This window comes from Clostridium sp. CF012, assembly GCF_018861755.1.
Taxonomy (GTDB): domain Bacteria; phylum Bacillota; class Clostridia; order Clostridiales; family Clostridiaceae; genus Clostridium_AD.
Genome location: NZ_JAHLEF010000004.1, coordinates 187,647 through 208,242 on the forward strand (window position 1 = coordinate 187,647; position 20,596 = coordinate 208,242).

The window sequence follows — 20,596 nt, forward strand, 5'->3', positions numbered from 1 at the left end:
ACTTAGTATCCATACTAAGTGACCCTTTAGACCTATTTATTTATCAAAATATCTTTCTAAAAGCCCTTTAAAAGCTCTTCCATGTCTTGCTTCATCTTTGCACATTTCATGAACTGTATCATGAATAGCATCAAGATTTTTTTCTTTTGCAAGAGCTGCAAGCTTTTTCTTTCCAGCACAGGCTCCATACTCCGCTTCAACTCGCGCCTTTAAATTTTCTTTAGTGTTCGGCTTAACCACTTCACCTAACATCTCTGCAAACTTAGATGCATGCTCTGCTTCTTCAAACGCAATTCTTTTATATGCTTCACCAATCTCCGGGAAGCCTTCTCTATCCGCCTGTCTTGACATGGCAAGGTACATGCCAACCTCTGTACATTCAGCTATAAAATTTGACCTTAGGTCATTTACAATGTCACTATCAACATCCCCTGCCACTCCAATTATATGTTCATCTGCCCATGCTAAGTCATCTTCTACTTCATTAAATTTACTTTTATCAGCCTTACAAATTGGGCATATCTCTGGTGGCTCATTTCCCTCATGGATATATCCACATACTGTGCAAACAAATCTTTTCATTTATAATCCTCCTACAAAAAATACTTTTCAGTATAGTATTTTCTTTTTCATATATTTTAGTCAAAGATTATAAATAATACATTTAACAAATACAGAAATAACTAATTTCTGTTATCCATTTTGTAATTCTGTTATCTCTTTCTCTGTTAAGTATCGCCACTTACCGTTATCTATACCATGAATTTTTATGTTAATAATTCGAATTCTCTCTAGTCTCACAACTTTAAAACCAAAAGAACTGCTCATTCTACGAATTTGTTTATTTAGTCCCTGGGTGAGAATAATACTAAAAATATTTTCGCTTACTCTATTAACCTTGCAAGGTCTTGTTATAACTCCACAAATTTCCACACCTTCAGACATTCCTTTAATAAAAGAATCATCAAAAGGCTTATTCAAAGTTACTATATATTCTTTCTCATGTTCATTTTCCGATTCTAAAATTTTATTTGCAAGATCTCCATCATTTGTCATTAATATTAACCCTTCTGAGGCTTTGTCGAGTCTACCAACTGGAAATATATACTCTGGATAATTCATAAAATTAATTATATTGCTTTTCACCGTCTTTTCCGCTGTACAGGTAATTCCAACTGGCTTATTTAATGCAATATAGATTTTATCTTTCACTGGAATAGGTTCATTATCAATAAGAATAATATCTACTTCTTCTACCCATAGTCCGGGCGTGCAAAGCTTCCCATTTACTATTATTCTATTTTCCAGGATAAGTCTATTTGCATCTGTTCTCGAACAAATACCATGATTACTAAGAAGTTTATTTATTCTCATTTTTATATCTTTATCCTTTCACTTAACCCCACTAAAATGGCTTATTTAAAATTACATTAACCCATGAGTTATTTTTTAACAACTATTAAATTAATAGATATTAAATATTTATTTTCCCATTTTATTAATTACAGCTTCTGCAAACTCTTGTGTTCCAGTATTACCACCTAAATCACAAGTTAAATATTTCCCCTCTTTCAACACAGCTTCCACAGCTTTCTCTATTTTGTCTGCAGCTTCTACTTCGCCTATATATCTTAGCATCATAACACCAGATAAAATACAGGCAGTAGGATTTGCTATGTTTAAACCCGCTATGTCTGGTGCAGATCCGTGAGCTGGCTCAAAAACCGCACCTTCTTCTCCAATATTTGCACCAGGAACGAGTCCTAGTCCGCCGATTAGTCCCGCTGCCATATCTGATAGAATATCTCCATATAGGTTAGGCATTACAAGCACATCATATTTTTCTGGATTCATAACAAGCTTCATGCTCATAGCATCAACTATAACATCACCAAAGGCTATTTCTTTATGCATCGAGGCTATGTTTCTCGCGCATTTTAAAAATAATCCATCGGAAAGCTTCATAATATTTGCCTTGTGAACCGCTATTACTTCTTTTCTATTCTGCTGCTTTGCTAATTTAAAAGCATATTCTACTATTCTATCGCTAGCCTTCTTACTTATTATCTTTATGCTCTCTGCAATATCCTCTGTAATCATATGCTCTATTCCTGCATATAAATCTTCACTATTTTCTCTTACTATTATTAAATCTACATCATCATACCTTGCTGGAACCCCTTCAAATGTTTTTATTGGCCTTATATTAGCGTAAAGATTTAATTCCTGCCTCAATGTAACATTTACACTTTTAAATCCCGTACCAACCGGCGTAGTTACAGGCCCTTTAAGTGCAACTTTATTTTTTTTAATACTTTCTAAAACGTAGGCAGGTATAGGAGTATTAAATTCCTCTATAACCTCTGCCCCCATACGTACTATTTCCCAAGCAATGCAAGCTCCACTATGATCTATTACTTTAACAGCAGCGGAAGTTACTTCTGGGCCAACTCCATCGCCAGGTATAAGTGTAATATTATGTTCCATGCTTCTATTCGCCTGCCTTTTTCTTGTTTTTCATAAGATTTATTAATCCACCATATATAAGCATCTCTTTTTCTCTTTGTGTTACTTCAGGTCGAGTTTTATACTCAGATCCCTTTGTTATATTACGTACAATGACAATACCACTTTTAATCTGCGCCCCAGCATCTTCAATGATTAATTCATCCATCACTGATATATCTTTGTAGTCATTAACATTCTCAAATACCAAGGGTATTATAGCGTTATTAATTAGATTAGCCTTATGAATTCTTGCAAAAGATTTCGCTATAACAGCCTTAATACCTAGATAAAGAGGCGCAAGTGCCGCATGTTCGCGACTCGATCCTTGCCCATAATTTGAGCCTGCAATAATAATTCCACCACCATTTTCTTTAGCCACAGCTGGAAAATTCTCATCACAAGGAGTTAAACAAAATTCTGATAAATAAGGAATATTGGACCTAAAGGGTAGTAACTTAGCATTAGATGGCATTATATCATCCGTTGTAATATTGTCCTCTAATTTAATTAAAACCTTTCCGGTAACATTTTCTTTTAATTTTTCTACTTTAGGGAATGGCCTTATATTAGGCCCTCTTTTTACTTCTATATTTTTACCATTCTCTGCTGGATTTATAATCAAATTATCATTAATTGTGAATTTTTCTGGCATAGTCACTTTAATCGCTTGTCCAAAATCTCTTGGGTCAGTTATGTGCCCTGTAAGTGATGACGCAGCCGCCACTTCTGGACTCACGATATAAACCTTAGCTGACATAGTTCCAGATCTGCCTTTAAAATTTCTATTAAAGGTTCTTAATGATACTGCATCAGTTGAAGGTGATTGCCCCATTCCTATACATGGACCACAGGCACTTTCTAAAATTCTTGCACCAGCATCAATCATATCAGAAAGTCCACCATTTTTAGAAAGCATATTTAAAACTTGCTTTGAACCTGGAGATATAGCAAGTGACATTTCTTCTGGAATAGTTTTCCCTTTAAGTATTTTGGAAACTTTCATCATATCTGCATAAGATGAATTAGTGCAGCTTCCTATTAACACTTGGTCTACCTTTATGTTTTTTAGTGATGATACAGGAACTACCTTATCCGGACTATGAGGGCAAGCAGCAAGAGGCTCAATTGTGCACAAATCTATTTGGATTATCTCATCATATTCTGCTCCCTCATCTGCCTTAAGCTCTATATAATCGCTTTCTCTATTCTGCGCGCTTAAAAATTCATAGGTTATCTCATCGCTAGGAAAGATTGAGGTAGTGGCTCCAAGTTCCGCACCCATGTTTGTAATTGTTGCTCTTTCTGGCACTGTTAGAGTTTTAATTCCGTCCCCTGCATATTCAAATATTTTATTAATTCCGCCCTTAACTGTTAATCGTCTTAATAATTCTAATATAATATCTTTTGCTGAAACCCAAGGATTAAGTTGTCCTATTAACTCTACCTTTACAATTTTAGGCATTATTATATAATATTCTCCACCACCCATTGCAACAGCTACATCTAGCCCTCCTGCCCCTATAGCAAGCATACCTATGCCTCCGCCTGTAGGAGTATGGCTATCTGATCCAAGTAGTGTTTGTCCTGGAACTCCGAATCTTTCTAAATGAACTTGATGACAAATACCATTTCCAGGTTTAGAAAAGTATATACCATGTTTTTTGCAAACGGTCTGTATATATAAATGATCATCTGCATTTTCTGGACCAGTTTGCAGAATATTATGGTCTATATAAGCAACAGATTTTTTAGTTTGGACTTTATCAATCCCCATAGCCTCAAATTGAAGGTAGGCCATTGTACCTGTAGAATCTTGCGTTAGAGTTTGATCTATTTTAATTGCAATCTCAAGATCAGAAATCATCTCACCATTAACTAAATGGGCCTTAATTATCTTTTGTGCTGCAGTAAATTTCATAATATTCCTCCATTTCTTCACATATAAATAGTATTAAAAATATCTAACTCATATCAACAGACTGCGGTGTTTTGTGTTTTTACAATTAACTCTGGAATAACGTTCTTTGCAATTAATTCTAGTTCCTCATTTTTCATTACAGTGTTTCTACCAGTCTCGTATTGCTTATCTACCCATTCTTTTATAATATGAATTCTCTCATCTTTTTTATCTATTTTGTCTGTTTCCTTTAATCTAAAATAAGTATTAACCCAAGCTGCTATTCCTGCAAGACCTGAATGTTCATTAACTGCTACAACAATTGGTCTACCTAATATTTTTTCAGTATCAAAAATATTATATATTTCCTCATCCTTTAATATGCCATCTGCATGTATACCAGCTCTCGTAACATTGAATTCACTACCTACAAATGGTGTTCTTGGTGGAATACTATACTTAAACTCACCTTCAAAATATTGTCCAATTTCTGATATAAGCTTTAGATTCATATCTTTTACGTTCCCTTTTATTTGACCATATTCTATAATCATAGCTTCTAAGGGGCAGTTTCCTGTTCTTTCACCGATACCAAAAAGAGAAGTATTTATAGCTGAACACCCATGAAGCCATGCCGTAGTAGCATTGGATACCACATTATGAAAGTCATTATGCCCATGCCACTCAAGAGCCTCTGGGGGAACCCCTGCATAAACTCTTAGTCCATGTATTATATGTTGTACACTTCTTGGTAACTGCGTTCCTGCATAAGGTAACCCTAGTCCCAGTGTATCACATGCCCTGATTTTTATCTTGATACCCGATTTCTTTGAAAGTTCCATAAGCTTTTGTGCAAAGGGTACTACAAATCCAAAAAAATCAGCTCTAGTTATATCTTCAAGATGGCATCTTGGAGCTATACCATTTGCCAAGGCTTCTTCCACCAACGAAAGGTATAAATCCATTGCCTGCAGCCTTGTTTTATTCAATTTTTTGAATATATGATAATCTGAACAGGACATAAGCATTCCTGTTTCCTTTAGTCCCATGTCCTTTACCAGCTTAAAGTCTTCCTTATTAGCTCTTATCCAAGAAGTTACCTCTGGAAATTTATATCCTCTTTCCAAACACTTTAGAGCTGCATTTCTATCCTTTTCAGTATACAAGAAAAATTCTGTCTGTCTAATTATCCCAGAATTATTATCAAGCTTGTGTAGATAGTCAAATATTGTAATGATTTGCTCCTCAGTATAGGTGTCCATAGCCTGTTGTCCATCTCTAAATGTAGTATCCGTGATCCAAATATCTTCTGGTATAAACATTGGGATCTGCTGACTTCCAAAAACCACCTTTGGAATTTCTGAGTATGGGAATATATCTTTGTATAGCATTGGCTGCTGTTCATGCCTTGCCTGTAAATTAATTATCCCCATCTTACGCGCATCGTTATAATTTGTTATTTGCAGCTTCTTCATTTGTCATTCTCCTTATTAACTTTTTTTTAAGTATTACATATAATTATAAGTTTTATGAATTATTCAGGTATTAAAAATTCAATTTAATGATTATTATATAGCCTAAAGGTTGACTTGTAAAGATATTATGCAATTCCACATGACTAATCCGTCATTTTTTTCAATAACAACTCTCATAAAAATTAAATCTATAAGTAAATTTCCATCCATAACAATATATTCCTTCACTCCAGAATTATTATTATTATGTAATTTTAAAATAATTAATGGTGATAATTTAAAATAATCATTTCATAAAAAGTAGCAATAAAATAAACAAAGTCTTCCATTGTAAAGATAATCATGATTATCTTTACAATGGAAGACTTTGTTTTGTGGCTTAATATTATATTTCCGTAAACTCTTTGTATATGTCTAACATATCTCCAGGTTTATTTCGCTTGTACCATCCATAGGCAGAAATTAAAATTGTAATTCCTAGGATAAAAGCTGTCCCACGAATTAATACGGCGTTCTTTCCACTTATTAATTCGAAGGCTCCTGATATTGTAATTCCAACAGAATTATTCACAAAGTGTGCAAATATACATAAATAAATTGAACCTGTATTTAGATATATTGCTCCAATAATCAATCCTAGCAAAAATGCGTTTATGCCCTGGGGGATATTCAAATGAACCAAAGCAAAAAATAAGGCTGAAACTATAAGTGCTAATGTTGGGTCTATTTTACTCGCCATACCCTTTAGCAAAATCCCTCTAAAAATAACTTCCTCATATATAGGTGCTATAACGGCAACTGTAAGTATCAAAACAATAGGTGAAATAGCTAATTCTTCAAAGGCTTGATTTATACCATCAGGCATAGGTATCTTATTAACCCAGTAAATTAAGCTATTATCATATGCTAATCTAAAACCTATAATAATTAACGCCACACAAATAATTTTTTTTCCATTGATGCTGTGTTTATTAGTCTTTTGGTAGTCTGTTTTACTATACCATTTTAATAAAATAATAATAACAAAATATTTAACTAATACCCCTGCAGTAAAGTTTATATATGGTGCTACATTTGTATATTGTTCAGAAAATATATTTAATATTACTATAGGTATTTGTCCTAAGGATTCTAATAAGACCGATACAATCATTACAAAAAAAGCTTTGATTATGCTCATTTGATTAATACTTATAGTTTCTTCTTCTATACTTTTTAAAAATTTCATAATATCACGCTCTCTACCTTATTGTATTTCTTAACATACTTGCAGTTTGTAATATACTAATCATACTATATATTAGTTAAAATGTCTTTACTATGCTAATCCTTTAACCATATGCTGAAATTTAATCATTATAACTACAAATTAAAAATTTCGTTATAAAATCGTAAGAAATAAGTTAATTAATGATGTGACCCTTGCTGTATATTTAAATTAAATTTAAATATGTATTGAAGGGATGGATTATTTAATGAACAAATTATTAACAAGTAAGTTGAGATTTATGAATGTCTTATTTATATTATTTTCTATATTATTGGGATTACAGTGTACGGTTCATGCAGCGACAAGCGTAAAAATTACTGACAAGGAAATAAAGAGTCTTGTTGAAACTGAGGTTACTAATTTAATAAACAAAAAAACTACAAAGGGTGCAGTTGTTTCAATAATAAAAGACGATAAAAGTATTCTTTGCAGGGGGTATGGTTATGCAGATAATGGTGGGTCAGGACTTGGCCTTGCAATAGTAAAAAGTATAGCAGAGAAACATAAAGGAACAATTAGAGCACGATATTTTTATACCTATCGTGCTCCTTATATTTACAAATTAACTCTAATTTAAGTATTATAATAAATTATTTGCCATTTAAACCCGACATATGACCACCATGACCTATTTTGTCAGCTTGAGCCTGAGTTATAATTCCACTATCTACAAGAGCTTTTAATGTACTAATATGATTATCCTTGTTTGCATCCATATATGCTTTGCATTCTTCCTTTGTCATATCTTTAGTCTTTTCAAAATCTGCTTTCTTTGCAGCTTGTTCTTTAATCATGGCAGCTTTAATTTTATCTGATTGACCCTGAGTTATAGTCTTATCAGCTACAAGCTTTGCTAAATTTGTTTCTAAATCTAATTGTCTTTTAGCATCCCTTTGAATTTGCTCATTAGATTTTAGAGCATCCGCCTTTGCCTGTGTCAATATTCCGTTACTAACTAATTCTTTATAAAAATCAGGTTTTTCTGCTTTATTCACTTCTTTATTATCTTTAGCTTTAATTTTGCTACTTTCGTATGCTAAAATTTTATCGCTTTCTGCCTGTGTAATTATGTTTGAACTAACAGCTACCTTAAGCGTAGCTTCTAGTTGAGCTTTGGGTTGTCTAAATTCATTTCTAAAATCTGCTTTCCCATTTGATTTTCCAAGGCCACCAAAGCCTATTTTTTCAGCCTGAGCCCGTGTTATAATTCCACTATCTACAAGCGCTTTTAATGGATTAATGTGATTATCCTTGTTTGCATCCATATATTCGATGCGCTCTTCCTTAGTCATATCTTTAGTCTTTTCAAAATTTGCTTTTATCGTAGCTTGCTCTTTAATCATAGCAGCTTTAATTTTATCTGATTGATCCTGAGTTATAGTCTTATCAGTTACAAGCTTTGCTAAATTTGTTTCTAAATCTAATTGCATTTTCGCATCCCTTTGAATTTGCTCACTAGATTTTAGGGCATCCGCCTTTGCCTGTGTCAATATTCCGTTACTAACTAATTCTTTATAAAAATCAGGTCTTTCCCCTTTATTCACTTCTTTTTTATCTTTAGTTTTAATTTTACTATTTTGGTACGCTAAAATTTTATCGCTTTCTGCTTGTGTAATTGTGTTTGAACTAACACCTAATTTAAGTGTAGCCTCCAGTTCACCTTTCCCTTGCCTTAACTCATTTGCGAGTGGTGCCTTTCCATTACTACTTACCGGTTTGTTAGTTGTTGCAAAAGCTAAACTAACAGAGGATAAAAGCATGCCTCCTGTTATTAATCCTGTTACTATTTTTGTTTTCAAAGATATACTTTTCAATTTAATCTCTCCTCATTTATATATTTTTATTGTTTGGATACTTTATATCTTATCCACTTATCATGTCAACACCGTGTCAACATTGTGTGTATTTTATGTGTTTTTTATAAATTGTTATTATGAGGAAATTAAAATCATTAGATATTCCCTGTAAACCAATAATTCTCAAAATATATGATATACTATTTTAAAAGTCGCAATAGTTAGTAGTAAATTTTAAAATAAGAACAAAATGGAGGGGTTCTAATTGCTAAAACTTATAAATCTTTCAACCTATCAATGTGATATGGATAGGTTTCATTGCCATAGCTCAGAAATAACAAATTTCTTAGGAAAACATAATATAGATGGTGTAGAGCTTTTAAATCCTTTAATATGGGATGAAAATATTGTTCCGAGGAGTATAGTTCGCGGCGTACATTTAAAGTACTATCCTACTTGGCTTGATTTTTGGAATAATAACGAAAGTGAATTATTAAGACAGTTTGGTAGCATGGAGAAAGTAAAGAATTATTATGGTGGAACAACTAGAGAGTGCATAATAGATCATTACAGAAATGAAATACAGCAGGCTGATAAAATCGGTGCTGAGTATGTGGTTTTTCATGTGGCACATGTGCAAGTGGAGCATTCATACACCTATGATTTTACATACACTGATGAGGAGATCATAGATGCAGCAGCAGAATTAATAAATGAAGTTTTCAAATGTTTAAATACAAACATAAAACTATTATTTGAAAATCTATGGATACCTGGTTTAACCATGCTTAGCAAAGATATGCTACTTAGATTATTAGAAGCGGTTCAGTACTCTAATAGTGGATTTATGCTAGATACTGGTCACTTAATGAATACTAATTTTGATCTTAACAATGAGAAAGAGGGAATACGATACATTTTAGATACAGTAAGTAATCTTGGTGAATTAAAGAAATTCATAAAAGGTATACATCTTAACTGCTCTTTGTCAGGAAAATATGTAAAAGAGCAAATACAAGCAAATCAGAAATGTAAATTACCAATTAATGAAATGAAAAAAAACGTGCTTTTTCATATAATGAAAATAGACATGCATAAGCCATTTAGTGATATAGATGTTAAAAAACTTATTGATTTCATCAATCCAGAATATGTCATTTATGAATTTATCACAAATTCTTTTGTAGAGTTGGATGAGTATATTACAATTCAGAATAAAGCTTTGCAAATATAATATCGAAAAAAAAGAATTGTCATAAGACAACTCTTTTTTTGGTCGGGGTGACAGGGATTGAACCTGCGACCTCATGGTCCCAAACCACGCGCGCTCCCAGCTGCGCTACACCCCGGCGACAAGATTTATTATACAAAATAAATGCATAATTGTCAACAACTTTTACAAATATTTCTGAAACATTTCTGTAAAGACATAATAACCGAAAAACTCCACCACATAATATGCGATGGAATTATTTCTGATTATTAGATTATATATATTTTTCTGTTTCGTCATACTCCTTAAGTTCATTAACCAGGTGCTTGATCTCTTGGTCCTTATTTTTATCCATTACCAATATTACATCTCCTGCGTCAACAATTATAAGATCCTTTATACCAAATCCAATTATCAATCTATCCTTACCAAATACTGAACAATTTTGACTTTCTTCCATAAATGTATTACCCAAAACATTGTTACCCCGTAAATTGCTTAGAAATCTCGAAAGTGCTGCAAAGGTTCCTATGTCATCCCATACAAACTCACATTTTATAACAAAAGCCTTTCTAGTCTTTTGCATTATTCCAAAATCCACTGATATTCCATCAATCTCATTGTACTGTTCTTTTATTACTTCACTTTCTTCATCAGTGTCTATAGCCTGATATACCGTCATTAATCGCTTATACATCTTAGGTAAGTACTTCTCCATCTCTCGCAAAAACACATCTGCTCTCCATACAAACATACCACTATTCCAAAGGAAGTTTCCTTTTAAGAGCAAATCCTTTGCTACTTCTGTGTTAGGCTTTTCTAAAAAACGTTCTACTTTGAACGTGGGCATATCACCGGGTGCCCTATCTCCCATTTCTATATAACCATAACCAGTTTCTGGTCTTGTGGGCTGAACACCTATGGTTACTAGCCCTCTTTTTTTGTTTGCAATTTCAACTGCTTGCAGCACTGTTTCTTTAAATTCCTTTTCATTTTCTATATAATGATCAGATGGTAGAACTATCATGGTAGCTTCCTTGTCTTGTTTTAATAGCTTGGCAGCAGATAGACCTATACACGTAGCAGTCCCCTTATTCACCTTATAGGTTATCTTATAATTAAATTTTAAATTTATAAAATATATCAATGCTCTTTTGTTTCATTTGCTTATCTTCAGAAATAATAATTTTTTCTATTAAGCTTTCTACCATAATTCTATCTAAGCTTTGAAAGGATAAAACTTTGTCAATCTCACTTTTATAAACCATATACATATCCTCATAATTATTAAATAATTCTAATTTTAATAGTATTTCCTTTTTCCGGTTAATTGATGCTTGTTGTTTTTTTTCAATACTATTGGATAAAATCTCAAAATTTCTTTCACTTACTTTTCCATTAAACTTATCCAAATATAGTTCCTGGAACTGTCTATCCAACTTTCTTAATTCACCTTCTATATTCTTAAGTTTCGTAGCATGGTTTTCACTTTTATTAATATACTTATCTATTTTATTATATATATCTTTTTCATTTAATTCTCTTAAAGCACATTGTTTTAAATCAGAAATTATAATATCCTTTAGCTCTTCTTCCTTTAAAGAGTGTGCAGTACATCTTCCTCCGCCCATTTGACTATTAGTACATTTATAGCCTTGAAATTTTTTTCGATAGGACATACTTCCTCCACATTCATTACATTTCAGTACTGAAGAAAATATATATACATTTTGGCCTTTATATCTATAATTTGTAGATCTTTTACTTATAATATTTTGTACTTCTTCAAATATTTCTTTTGATACTATGCCTTTAAACTCCCCCCCATAAATCCATTCTTCCTGAAGTGTAGCTCTCACTTTCTTTATTTTATAACTAATTTTCCTCCATCTTCCTTGAACCATAATGCCCCCATATTTAGGGTTATTTAAAATTGCTTTAATTGTATTATTGGTCCAAAGTCCAAATTTAGAAAAAGCGAAATTATTTAATTTTGCAGAAGGTGGGGCTATTCCTTTCAAATTTAAATAAGTTGCTAATTTTCCAAACCCATACCCTTTAATATATAGTTCAAATATTTCTTTTACAGTTTCCGTTGTCTCATCCTGTTCCGCTACTAATCTAATTGTTTTTACATTGCCCGCGTATTCTTCTTCAAACTTATAGCCATAAGGTGGCTTGCTTGCAATTGATGATCCCCGTATCATTCTTTGCTTTAGTCCATCCCTTGACCGCCTTGAACAATCTTTAATATACATCTCATTTAATATGTTTTTAAATGGTATGATATCGTTTATTTCCTGTAGTGTGTCTACATTATCAAGCACAGATATAAACCGTACTTCATTAACCTTAAAATACTCCTCTAAATAATATCCCGCTGTAATATAGTTTCTAGAAAATCTCGAAAGGTCACGGGTTACAATCATATTTATTATGCCTTGCTCTATGTCTTCCTTCATTCGAATAAAGCTATCTCTTTCAAAATTAGAGCCAGAAAATCCTGAATCTTCATATACCTCTACAAGATTATATACAGACTCGCTGTCCGTTTCACTTTTTTCAAGTAACCATTTTTTTAAACTTTGCACCTGTGCCGGCATTGACTCCTGTTGCTCCTTCTTATCTGATGAAACTCTTGCATAAACCGCTACATTCCATGTTTTTCTCAAACTATTCACTGAATACTTGACTCCTGATGGATGGCTTTTTTATCAGTGTGCATATTGTAATATGTTTTATCATACTCTTCACTATTAAATTTTACATTTGAAAGCCTTATTGACAATAGATTCTCTATTATTGTTTTTAAATCCTTATTTCCATAGTGCCTCTCTATTTTGAAAATAATTTTTGTCACTGCAAATCCTCCATTAAGTACTTCACTTTAATATATGCTATAAAAATAATAGTAATGTTTATTATATATATCAATCTTTATTGTATTTATCTCTTAATTGATTTAAAATTTAACATACTTTTATATGAATTTTCATTTAATTATGAACAATATGAACAATATGATTACTTTTTACTATTCTTTTGGTATAATTTGCTTGTAAATATTTTACGAATAATAACAGTATATTCCTTTAGTTTGACAATTAACAAACGTAGTTGTTAATTTATTAACATAGAATTAATTTGTTTTTATTTCGTTAAAATATAATATACATAATATAAATAGGGGGGGATTTCATTGAATAAAAGATTAAAAGCATTAAGCTGCGCTTTAGTAGCAATATTTGCACTTACTATTGCAGTAGATAGTCCAAAACTCGGACCTTTTGGTGTAGATACTGTTTCAGCAGCTACTGGAGTAGTTACTCCAGCTAAACCGACTACACCAACTAAAAAACCTTCTAAACCATCTAAACCATCTACACCATCTAAACCATCTACATCAAGTAAGACAACAACTAACTATATATCAACAGGTTATACCCGTTTACTTAGGTCAGGTTCTGTAGGTAGTGATGTTACGCTTCTACAAACTAGCCTTAACAAATTCGGATACAAGCTCAAAGCTGATAACTTCTTTGGTAAACTAACTTTAGCTGCAGTTAAGAACTTTCAAGGTAAGAACGGTCTTGCTATTGATGGATTAGTTGGACCAGCTACTATTGCAAAGTTAAATGCAAAACCAGTAGTTACTCCACCTGTTGTTAAACCACCAGTAGTTACTCCACCAGTTGTTAACCCACCAGTTGTAGTGGTACCACCAGTTGTAGATGTTGTAACAACTGCTTCATTAGTAAATACTGTAGCGAATTTTGAAAAGGCAATAAGCACTAAAGAAACAGGCGGTACATGGATTATTACTACTCTAGGAGATTTAACTACTACTAAGGACCTCGTTTTAGACGGCGAATTTGTAAATACAAAAACTCCTCCTGTTGTACAACGTAAGATAGGTCTTTACACTCAAGACACTAAAGCAGATGGTACGAAAGTTGTAACTGCTAAATTCACTTTAACAGCTCCTAAACTAACTATTAAGAGTCCTAATGCTAGTTTAGAAAATGGAACTTTTATAGGCGATATTTATGTTTCCGCAGCAAACTTTAAGTTAAAAGGTGCTATCGTTAAAGGAAATGTATATTTCACTACTCAAGCAGCAAAAGATTCATTTACTATGGATGCTACTAGCTCTATAGCAAAAAACAAAGAATTAATAGAAGTAGATGCTATAACAAGTCCTTCATTAGTAAAAGATGTGGCTGCTTTTGAAAATGCAATTAGTACAAAAGGTAATTGGATTGCTTCTGTTTCAAAAGATTTAACTACAACTAAAGAACTTGTTTTAGATGGCGATAAAATGAATACAAAAGTTCCGGCTGTTTCACAACGTAAAATAGCTCTTTATTCTCAAGATGATAAGCATGTTACAACTCGTAAGTTTACTTTAACAGCTCCAAAATTAACAATTAAGAGTATTGATGCTAGTATTCAAAAAGGTACTTTTGTTGGTGACATTTATGTTTCAGTAAAAAATTTCCAGTTAATAGATACTAAAGTTGTTGGAAATGTATTCTTCACTACTCAAGAAGCCAAAGATACATTCAAAATGGATGCTACTAGTTCTATAACAGGAAACAAAGAATTAATACAAATTGACGCTGTAACAAGTGCTTCATTAGTAAAAGATGTAGCTGCTTTTGAAAATGCAATTAGCGTAAAAGGTAACTGGATTGCTTCTGTTTCAAAAGATTTAACTACTACTAAAGAACTTGTTTTAGATGGCGATAAAATGAATACAAAAGTTCCGCCTGTTTCAATGAGAAAAATAGCTCTTTATTCTCAAGATGACAAGTATGTTACAACTCGTAAATTTACTTTAACGGCTCCAAAATTAACAATTAAGAGTATTGATGCTAGTATTCAAAAGGGAATTTTTGTTGGTAACCTTTATGTATCAGCGAAGAATTTCCAATTAATAGATACTAAAGTTATAGGAAATGTGTATTTCACTACGGAAGTAGCTAAAACTACATTTAAAATGGATGCTACAAGTTCTGTATCAGGAATACAAGAATTAAAACTTAACTAACATTATGCATCAAAGCCCCATATGTATAAATACATATGGGGCTTTTTCCATCTTAAAAATGACCTATAAAGTTAATAAGGAGGTCTCCTTATTACTAGGCTCTACAAATATATTGGATTTTTGAATCTCTGGAAGTTCTTTGCAAATTTTATCAAAATAATCTTCGTTGGTAACTACGTAAATATTTTCATTTCTAACTAAGCATTTTATTCTATCCACAGTGCTTCTTAAAAAGCTCTTATTATTAATAATATTCAAAAACTGCTTTGGGTTTTGTGCACGAGATAGAGGATAAAGTCTTGTTCCTTTTCCACCTGCTAAAATTAGTACATATAGCAAAAAATACCACCCCAATTTATTACTCATTTCATTTTATGAAGCCTTGGTCTATGTTGTGAGCACAATTTAGAATAAATAATGCTCTGAGCATTTTTCTGAATAATTTAATAGTTTTTTATCCAATATATATAGTGAAGAGCAACTTCGTTTCATTTCACGCTTTTTAAAATATATTTAGAAAGGAAGAGTCAGATTATGTTACCTAAAGATACACCTTACCCTTATGATGATATGCCTGAGGACAATTATTTTGGGGAGTTTAGAGAGTTGGTAAATTCTATAGGACACAATGCACAGAAAGATAAAGATAAAAGCTATGATTATCCAGGTAACGAATACCCAGATGATACTTTTAATGAATTTTCAGTATTTCCTAAAGATTAAAGTTTGAACGGTTTTAAAATTATAAAGTGTGTAAAATGAAAACATATATTTTCATTTTACACACTTTATATTTAAACATATTTATTTTTCATCCAAAACAATGGGCTTCTCATCAAATGGGTAAATGAATTCAAGGCTATCTGTTGAAATTTTACCCCCACTTTTCTTTAGTAATTCAAAGGTATCATATTCTTCAAGTTCATATTGCCTTAAAACAGAGCTTATATCCTTCTTACCATACCCGGGAAGACGCTTTGAAAAGGAACTAAATAATTCTTCTCTGAAATACTCTACATCTATTCTAGGTAAATCTGGTAATGGATAAAATCCATACTCTTCAGCTTTTTTAACACCTGAAGCATCATATTTAAAATAATATTTTTCTTCTCGTCTAGATAATTCGCCTACTTTAAATGATTCACCTTCGCTATTTCTCCATATCATCCATATTATATTCTTCACGTCGCTAGTCATCCCTCTCACCCTCTTATTTAAAAGATTTATACTTTAGTATATTGCTGTCATGATACCTATTATTACATTTGCATTTTAATATCGCTTAATTTTTCTGTCAATTTTTCCATAGCTACTCTTGGATTTCTATAAAATTCACTAGCACGTATTTTATAAAATTCCCAACCCATTCTTTCAAGGCACATCTGCATTTCATAGTTCTTTTGCCAATTATAATCTTCATCCGATGTCATTCCGATACACTGCACTGCTATTTTTTTATAATTAGCCTGCTCCATTTCCGAGGATAAATCTGTTTCTACAACAAAATCTATAGTATATTTTCCAACTTTAACTTTTGGTGTAAGCTTATAATCAAGGTCCTTTATACTCCTTGCTATATGCTCTTCAAAATCATTTAATAATAAATATTGTGAAGATTTAACCTCTTCCCTTCGTTCATTCTGTTCTAAACAATATTTTAATAAGGAGTACCTAACACACTTATTATTAAGGTTCTCTAAATCTACTGAGTGAAATAGCCACATTTGATTTCTTGCTCGACTGGCTGCCACATTAAATCTTCTTATGTCCGACCCTTTAGTTAGAGCTGCAAACTTAGCATTATTTGCAATAACCATAGATAGGAACATTATATCTCTCTCATCTCCTTGGAAGGAATAAGCATCTCCACAGATAAGTCTTCTGTGAAGCATTTCCTCCATGCCAAGCCTCTCTACTAACTGGCTTTGTATTAATTCAGCTTGAGCGTCACCTAGAAGAGATATAACCCCCATAGTCATTCCGTTATACCGCGAGTTACTACAGCACTCTACTATCTTATCTACAATGCACTCTGCCTCGGGTATATTTACAGCCTTCGTTTCATCCCTGCATCCATCTATAACTTTAGAAGTTACTATAAAGGGACCAACTTTTTCAGTTACATCTATTCTTCTTAAAGGTATTATTTCGTTTGAATAGCACAATTCATTACTAAAGCCAATTATTTCTGGTACGCATCTAAAGTGCTCTTTCAATAACAACCTATTTGGAAATACTCTTAGGGCAGTATTGTATAAACTAGTTTTTAAATCAAACCACTCAGCATGTGGTATACCTTCTAAGTATGTATTAATTAAATTTTCTACCACCGCATGGTCCTTCCCAATGGCTTCAGGGCTTATTTGCTTTTCATCTCCTACAATAATTGCCTTCTTAGCCCGCATCAAAACCGTTATAGCTGATATGTCACTTTGACTGCTCTCGTCAACAATTACCACGTCGAATAAATTTTCTGTAAGCTTTAAATTTTCCATAACTCTATTTATTGGCATAATCCACACAGGGATCACATCTTTACAATTGTCCATTTCCTTTTGCGCGATTTTTCTATACTTTACCGCCTGTGTGCCTGTCCCTTTTCCAATTCTTTTTATAGCTTCCATCCAAGTAAATAAACTTCTTTTTTGAGCTTCTGTAGTACGCTCTATTTGATTAAACCAACTTCTTTTGGAAACAAGTTCTCCTATAATATATTTTTCTTTAATCTTTTCTTGCGCTACATTTTTCTCTAAGGCTTCTACAGGGGCCTCACCTAATTTACTTAAGAACTCATTCCATTTACTCCACTTCCAAGCCTTTTCCCAATCTGCACACTGTAAATTTATCATAATTTCATTTTCACCATTTGTGATGTTTTTAAGTAAAAATGGACAGCATGCTTCTAATTTATTTCTTAGCTCTTTTAATTCTAACACCTGAGGAGCTACTTTCATTAGATTATCTATTTCTGCATAAATAGCTTGTATACCGCAGATGTCCCTTTTGTTTATAGCATTGTGTAATTTTTCTAAACACCCGCTATTATTAAAGGTTTTCTTTATTTCTTCCATTTCACAGCACAATTTATTATATTTATTTATGTACTTTAAACTCTCGAATCCCTTTTTAAGATAAATATATGTTTCTTTTTCATACCAAGATAGACTACTCGGCAAATTTTTGCCGGGCAAATTTTTGCCGGGCGTATTTTCGCCGTTGATACTCTTATCTGGCAAAAAATTAATTATGTTATTTCTGAAGTCTTTGTCAAAGTCCATAATTGTTTGAATACTTTTAATATCCTCAGACAATCCAATTATATAGTTTAAATCTGAATCATCAACAATCACTCTACCATACTCTTTTACTGTATTGTTCCAAAGATTCTTAAGTTCTCTTTCTAATAGCTGTAATTTTATATATAAATCAACCACCACTATTTGGTCACCACTATTTATAAGTTCAAAATCCACCTTACAATTTTCAAATAAATATTTAAGATTTCCATGAAGCATTTTAAATATGATTCCCAGTCTTCCTTTTTCTCTAATTGCTTTTGCTACAACATCAAAGTCCATTTTAAATTTGTTTATCTCAACATCCTTTGGTAGTTCCAATTTATGATTATTTAATTCTTTTTTGATTTTATCTATATTTTTTATATATTCATTACATTTTTGTACTAATTGCTTCCAAAGTTCCTGTGACTCATTATTAGAATAATAATATTTCATCACATTCTTTAGCCAGTTATTTTCAAATCCTTCAAGTCTTTCTATGGCATCATCTACAAGTTTTAGAAGTCTTCTATTCCCATAGTCTATAGCATTTGCATTATTTAAGTCTTTAACATTATCCTCATAAATTTGCTTCTGCTGCTCTAATTTAAATAATTCTGCAGTTTTATCACATAGATCAATTTCTTTAGGTAGTACTTCCATGTATTTTCTCAGGCTGTTTATTTCATGAATTTGTTCCTTTTCAATTATACTAGACAAGGTAACTAGCCTTTTAAATTCTTCCGTGTCCAGCGGCTTTTCCACATTAAACGCAAGCTTATCTACTAGCCAAGAATGATCTACTTCATTCTCTTTAACCCACTTAGCCATATTCATTAAGGTATATTTTTGCCCCTCATATTCTATTTTTTCATTTTCTCTGTCTTCAATACACTTTAACTCTCCATATAAATTCTTCTGCGACTCACGACAATTAATAAGTTTATATTTTAGGAGTTTTATTTCTTTACGTAGTTCCTTCGTATCCATGGATAAATTTTCTGTTATTTTCCTAACAGACTCGTCCAATTCTTCTAATGATTTCGTATCATTTCCCAATATCGAAATGCATAATGCCCTAACATCTTCTGGTATTTTATTAGATAAAACTCTTAATGCTCTATCTGTTTGGCTTGTAACTAGTACCCTTTTACCATGAGCCAATAGATGACATATTAAATTAGCTATAGAATGGCTTTTACCAGTGCCTGGTGGCCCCTGTACTACAATGCCATAGTTCTCAGCGAGTCTCTTAGTTATTTCCATTTGCTCTTGATTTGCAGGTAGTGGGAATAACACATCTTCTCCTACTTCCTTCCATTCATTAAGCATGTCAATATCTTGTACTACTTCACTCTCTGAGACCAGGGCCTCTATAGTTTTAGGAATAGGAAATCCCGCTCTTATTTGCGACAACACATCATTTAGTTCCATATTCCAAAGTCTTGTATCCACCTTACGTAGTATTATGCAAGGTGCATTGTAAAATTGTATATTAGATTGAATCAGTATATCGGATTCATCACTTAACTCCTCAACATAAAAGCCTTCCATATGCGCTTTTAAAAGCATAGCTATCTCTTCAAAAATTTTTGAAGCCATTTCGATGTTTCTCACATCTAGAGCCATGTCCTTTGCTTTATTACGAAGGGTTAGGAGACTATCTAAGTTAACCTCTAAGTACTCATTTAAAAACTCAAGTTCCACATTGGTTTGGTTGTTATATGGCTTTAGAGTAAATGTTTTTTTCACTAAATCAAATTTTATTTCCATCTTAGTTGTAAAAATAGGATGGACTATTTTTTTGCCTTCCTTCTCCCACGTTAAAAGCCCATTTGACCAGATGATCTCTAAATCTTCACTGTTTTTTTCTAATTGTAGATATGTTTTTTGAAACTGATTATATAATTTTTCTGCTCTCTCATCTATAGTTAACCAATAATCCTTATTTTCATCACAGTTAAATGTACATCCGCGTGTGTTTTGAAGTTCCTTTTGCCAATATACACTTTCATATTCATTAATATTTCTTATCGTTTTCTCATTCATATTTTTAATACTTAGTAAATAGGAAAATACTTTTTCTACTTTATTATTAATATTCAAAGC

General features: G+C 32.3%; 16 protein-coding genes, 1 tRNA gene and 1 pseudogene. 4 read left to right on the forward strand and 14 right to left on the reverse strand.

Going from position 1 to position 20,596, the window contains the following annotated elements; all coding sequences use genetic code 11:
* Positions 1–36: 36 nt before the first annotated feature.
* From KPL50_RS06595 to KPL50_RS06620, 6 genes are all read right to left on the reverse strand, one after another.
* The gene (locus tag KPL50_RS06595) at positions 37–582 is read right to left on the reverse strand and encodes an NADH peroxidase (RefSeq protein ID WP_216297657.1); all 546 of its coding nucleotides are present in this window, start codon (positions 580–582) and stop codon (positions 37–39) included.
* Positions 583–693: 111 nt separating this feature from the next.
* Positions 694–1,374 carry a pseudouridine synthase gene (locus KPL50_RS06600; RefSeq protein ID WP_216297658.1) on the reverse strand — a complete coding sequence of 227 codons (681 nt, stop codon included), beginning with the start codon at positions 1,372–1,374 and terminating at the stop codon, positions 694–696.
* 108 nt (positions 1,375–1,482) lie between these two features.
* Positions 1,483–2,487, reverse strand: a complete 1,005-nt coding sequence (locus KPL50_RS06605; RefSeq protein WP_216297659.1) for an isocitrate/isopropylmalate dehydrogenase family protein — start codon at positions 2,485–2,487, stop codon at positions 1,483–1,485.
* A 4-nt stretch (positions 2,488–2,491) separates the two neighbouring features.
* Positions 2,492–4,426 carry an aconitate hydratase gene (locus tag KPL50_RS06610; RefSeq protein WP_216297660.1) on the reverse strand — a complete coding sequence of 645 codons (1,935 nt, stop codon included), beginning with the start codon at positions 4,424–4,426 and terminating at the stop codon, positions 2,492–2,494.
* Between the two features lie 53 nt (positions 4,427–4,479).
* A complete protein-coding gene (locus KPL50_RS06615) occupies positions 4,480–5,838 on the reverse strand; it encodes a 2-isopropylmalate synthase (RefSeq protein ID WP_253200488.1) in 1,359 nt (452 codons plus the stop codon).
* 427 nt (positions 5,839–6,265) lie between these two features.
* Positions 6,266–7,108 (reverse strand): CPBP family intramembrane glutamic endopeptidase, encoded by an 843-nt coding sequence (locus KPL50_RS06620; RefSeq protein ID WP_216297662.1) that lies wholly within the window; start codon positions 7,106–7,108, stop codon positions 6,266–6,268.
* Positions 7,109–7,355: 247 nt separating this feature from the next.
* On the opposite strand from KPL50_RS06620, the gene KPL50_RS06625 reads away from it, so the two are divergent.
* Positions 7,356–7,727: an ATP-binding protein gene (locus KPL50_RS06625; RefSeq protein ID WP_216297663.1), complete on the forward strand. Its 372-nt coding sequence runs from the start codon at positions 7,356–7,358 to the stop codon at positions 7,725–7,727.
* Between the two features lie 13 nt (positions 7,728–7,740).
* Here KPL50_RS06625 and KPL50_RS06630 read toward each other — a convergent pair whose 3' ends face one another.
* Complete coding sequence (locus tag KPL50_RS06630) at positions 7,741–8,964, reverse strand: hypothetical protein (RefSeq protein ID WP_216297664.1); 1,224 nt, start codon at positions 8,962–8,964, stop codon at positions 7,741–7,743.
* A gap of 247 nt (positions 8,965–9,211) precedes the next feature.
* Between KPL50_RS06630 and KPL50_RS06635 the strand changes: the two genes are divergently transcribed.
* Positions 9,212–10,180 carry a TIM barrel protein gene (locus tag KPL50_RS06635; RefSeq protein WP_216297665.1) on the forward strand — a complete coding sequence of 323 codons (969 nt, stop codon included), beginning with the start codon at positions 9,212–9,214 and terminating at the stop codon, positions 10,178–10,180.
* Positions 10,181–10,219: 39 nt separating this feature from the next.
* Here the strand turns inward: KPL50_RS06635 and KPL50_RS06640 are convergent.
* The 4 genes from KPL50_RS06640 to KPL50_RS06655 all read right to left on the reverse strand — a co-directional run bounded on the left by KPL50_RS06640 (position 10,220) and on the right by KPL50_RS06655 (position 13,019).
* Positions 10,220–10,295, reverse strand: a tRNA-Pro gene (locus KPL50_RS06640).
* Between the two features lie 138 nt (positions 10,296–10,433).
* Complete coding sequence (locus KPL50_RS06645) at positions 10,434–11,258, reverse strand: sugar phosphate nucleotidyltransferase (RefSeq protein ID WP_309245142.1); 825 nt, start codon at positions 11,256–11,258, stop codon at positions 10,434–10,436.
* Positions 11,259–11,277: 19 nt separating this feature from the next.
* The gene (locus KPL50_RS06650) at positions 11,278–12,840 is read right to left on the reverse strand and encodes a recombinase family protein (RefSeq protein ID WP_309245143.1); all 1,563 of its coding nucleotides are present in this window, start codon (positions 12,838–12,840) and stop codon (positions 11,278–11,280) included.
* Positions 12,837–13,019 carry a hypothetical protein gene (locus tag KPL50_RS06655; protein ID WP_216297666.1) on the reverse strand — a complete coding sequence of 61 codons (183 nt, stop codon included), beginning with the start codon at positions 13,017–13,019 and terminating at the stop codon, positions 12,837–12,839. The genes KPL50_RS06650 and KPL50_RS06655 overlap by 4 nt, the downstream gene beginning before the upstream one ends.
* A gap of 339 nt (positions 13,020–13,358) precedes the next feature.
* Between KPL50_RS06655 and KPL50_RS26910 the strand changes: the two genes are divergently transcribed.
* Positions 13,359–15,209 carry a peptidoglycan-binding protein gene (locus KPL50_RS26910; RefSeq protein ID WP_253200481.1) on the forward strand — a complete coding sequence of 617 codons (1,851 nt, stop codon included), beginning with the start codon at positions 13,359–13,361 and terminating at the stop codon, positions 15,207–15,209.
* A 78-nt stretch (positions 15,210–15,287) separates the two neighbouring features.
* Here KPL50_RS26910 and KPL50_RS06665 read toward each other — a convergent pair.
* A pseudogene (locus tag KPL50_RS06665) lies at positions 15,288–15,548 on the reverse strand (sugar phosphate nucleotidyltransferase); the annotation flags it as partial.
* Positions 15,549–15,743: 195 nt separating this feature from the next.
* Between KPL50_RS06665 and KPL50_RS06670 the strand changes: the two are divergent.
* Positions 15,744–15,932 carry a hypothetical protein gene (locus tag KPL50_RS06670; RefSeq protein WP_216297668.1) on the forward strand — a complete coding sequence of 63 codons (189 nt, stop codon included), beginning with the start codon at positions 15,744–15,746 and terminating at the stop codon, positions 15,930–15,932.
* An 81-nt stretch (positions 15,933–16,013) separates the two neighbouring features.
* Here KPL50_RS06670 and KPL50_RS06675 read toward each other — a convergent pair whose 3' ends face one another.
* On the reverse strand, positions 16,014–16,394 hold the full coding sequence (locus tag KPL50_RS06675) for a hypothetical protein (protein WP_216297669.1): 381 nt from the start codon (positions 16,392–16,394) through the stop codon (positions 16,014–16,016).
* A gap of 74 nt (positions 16,395–16,468) precedes the next feature.
* Positions 16,469–20,593 (reverse strand): AAA domain-containing protein, encoded by a 4,125-nt coding sequence (locus tag KPL50_RS06680; RefSeq protein ID WP_216297670.1) that lies wholly within the window; start codon positions 20,591–20,593, stop codon positions 16,469–16,471.
* Positions 20,594–20,596 lie beyond the last annotated feature (3 nt).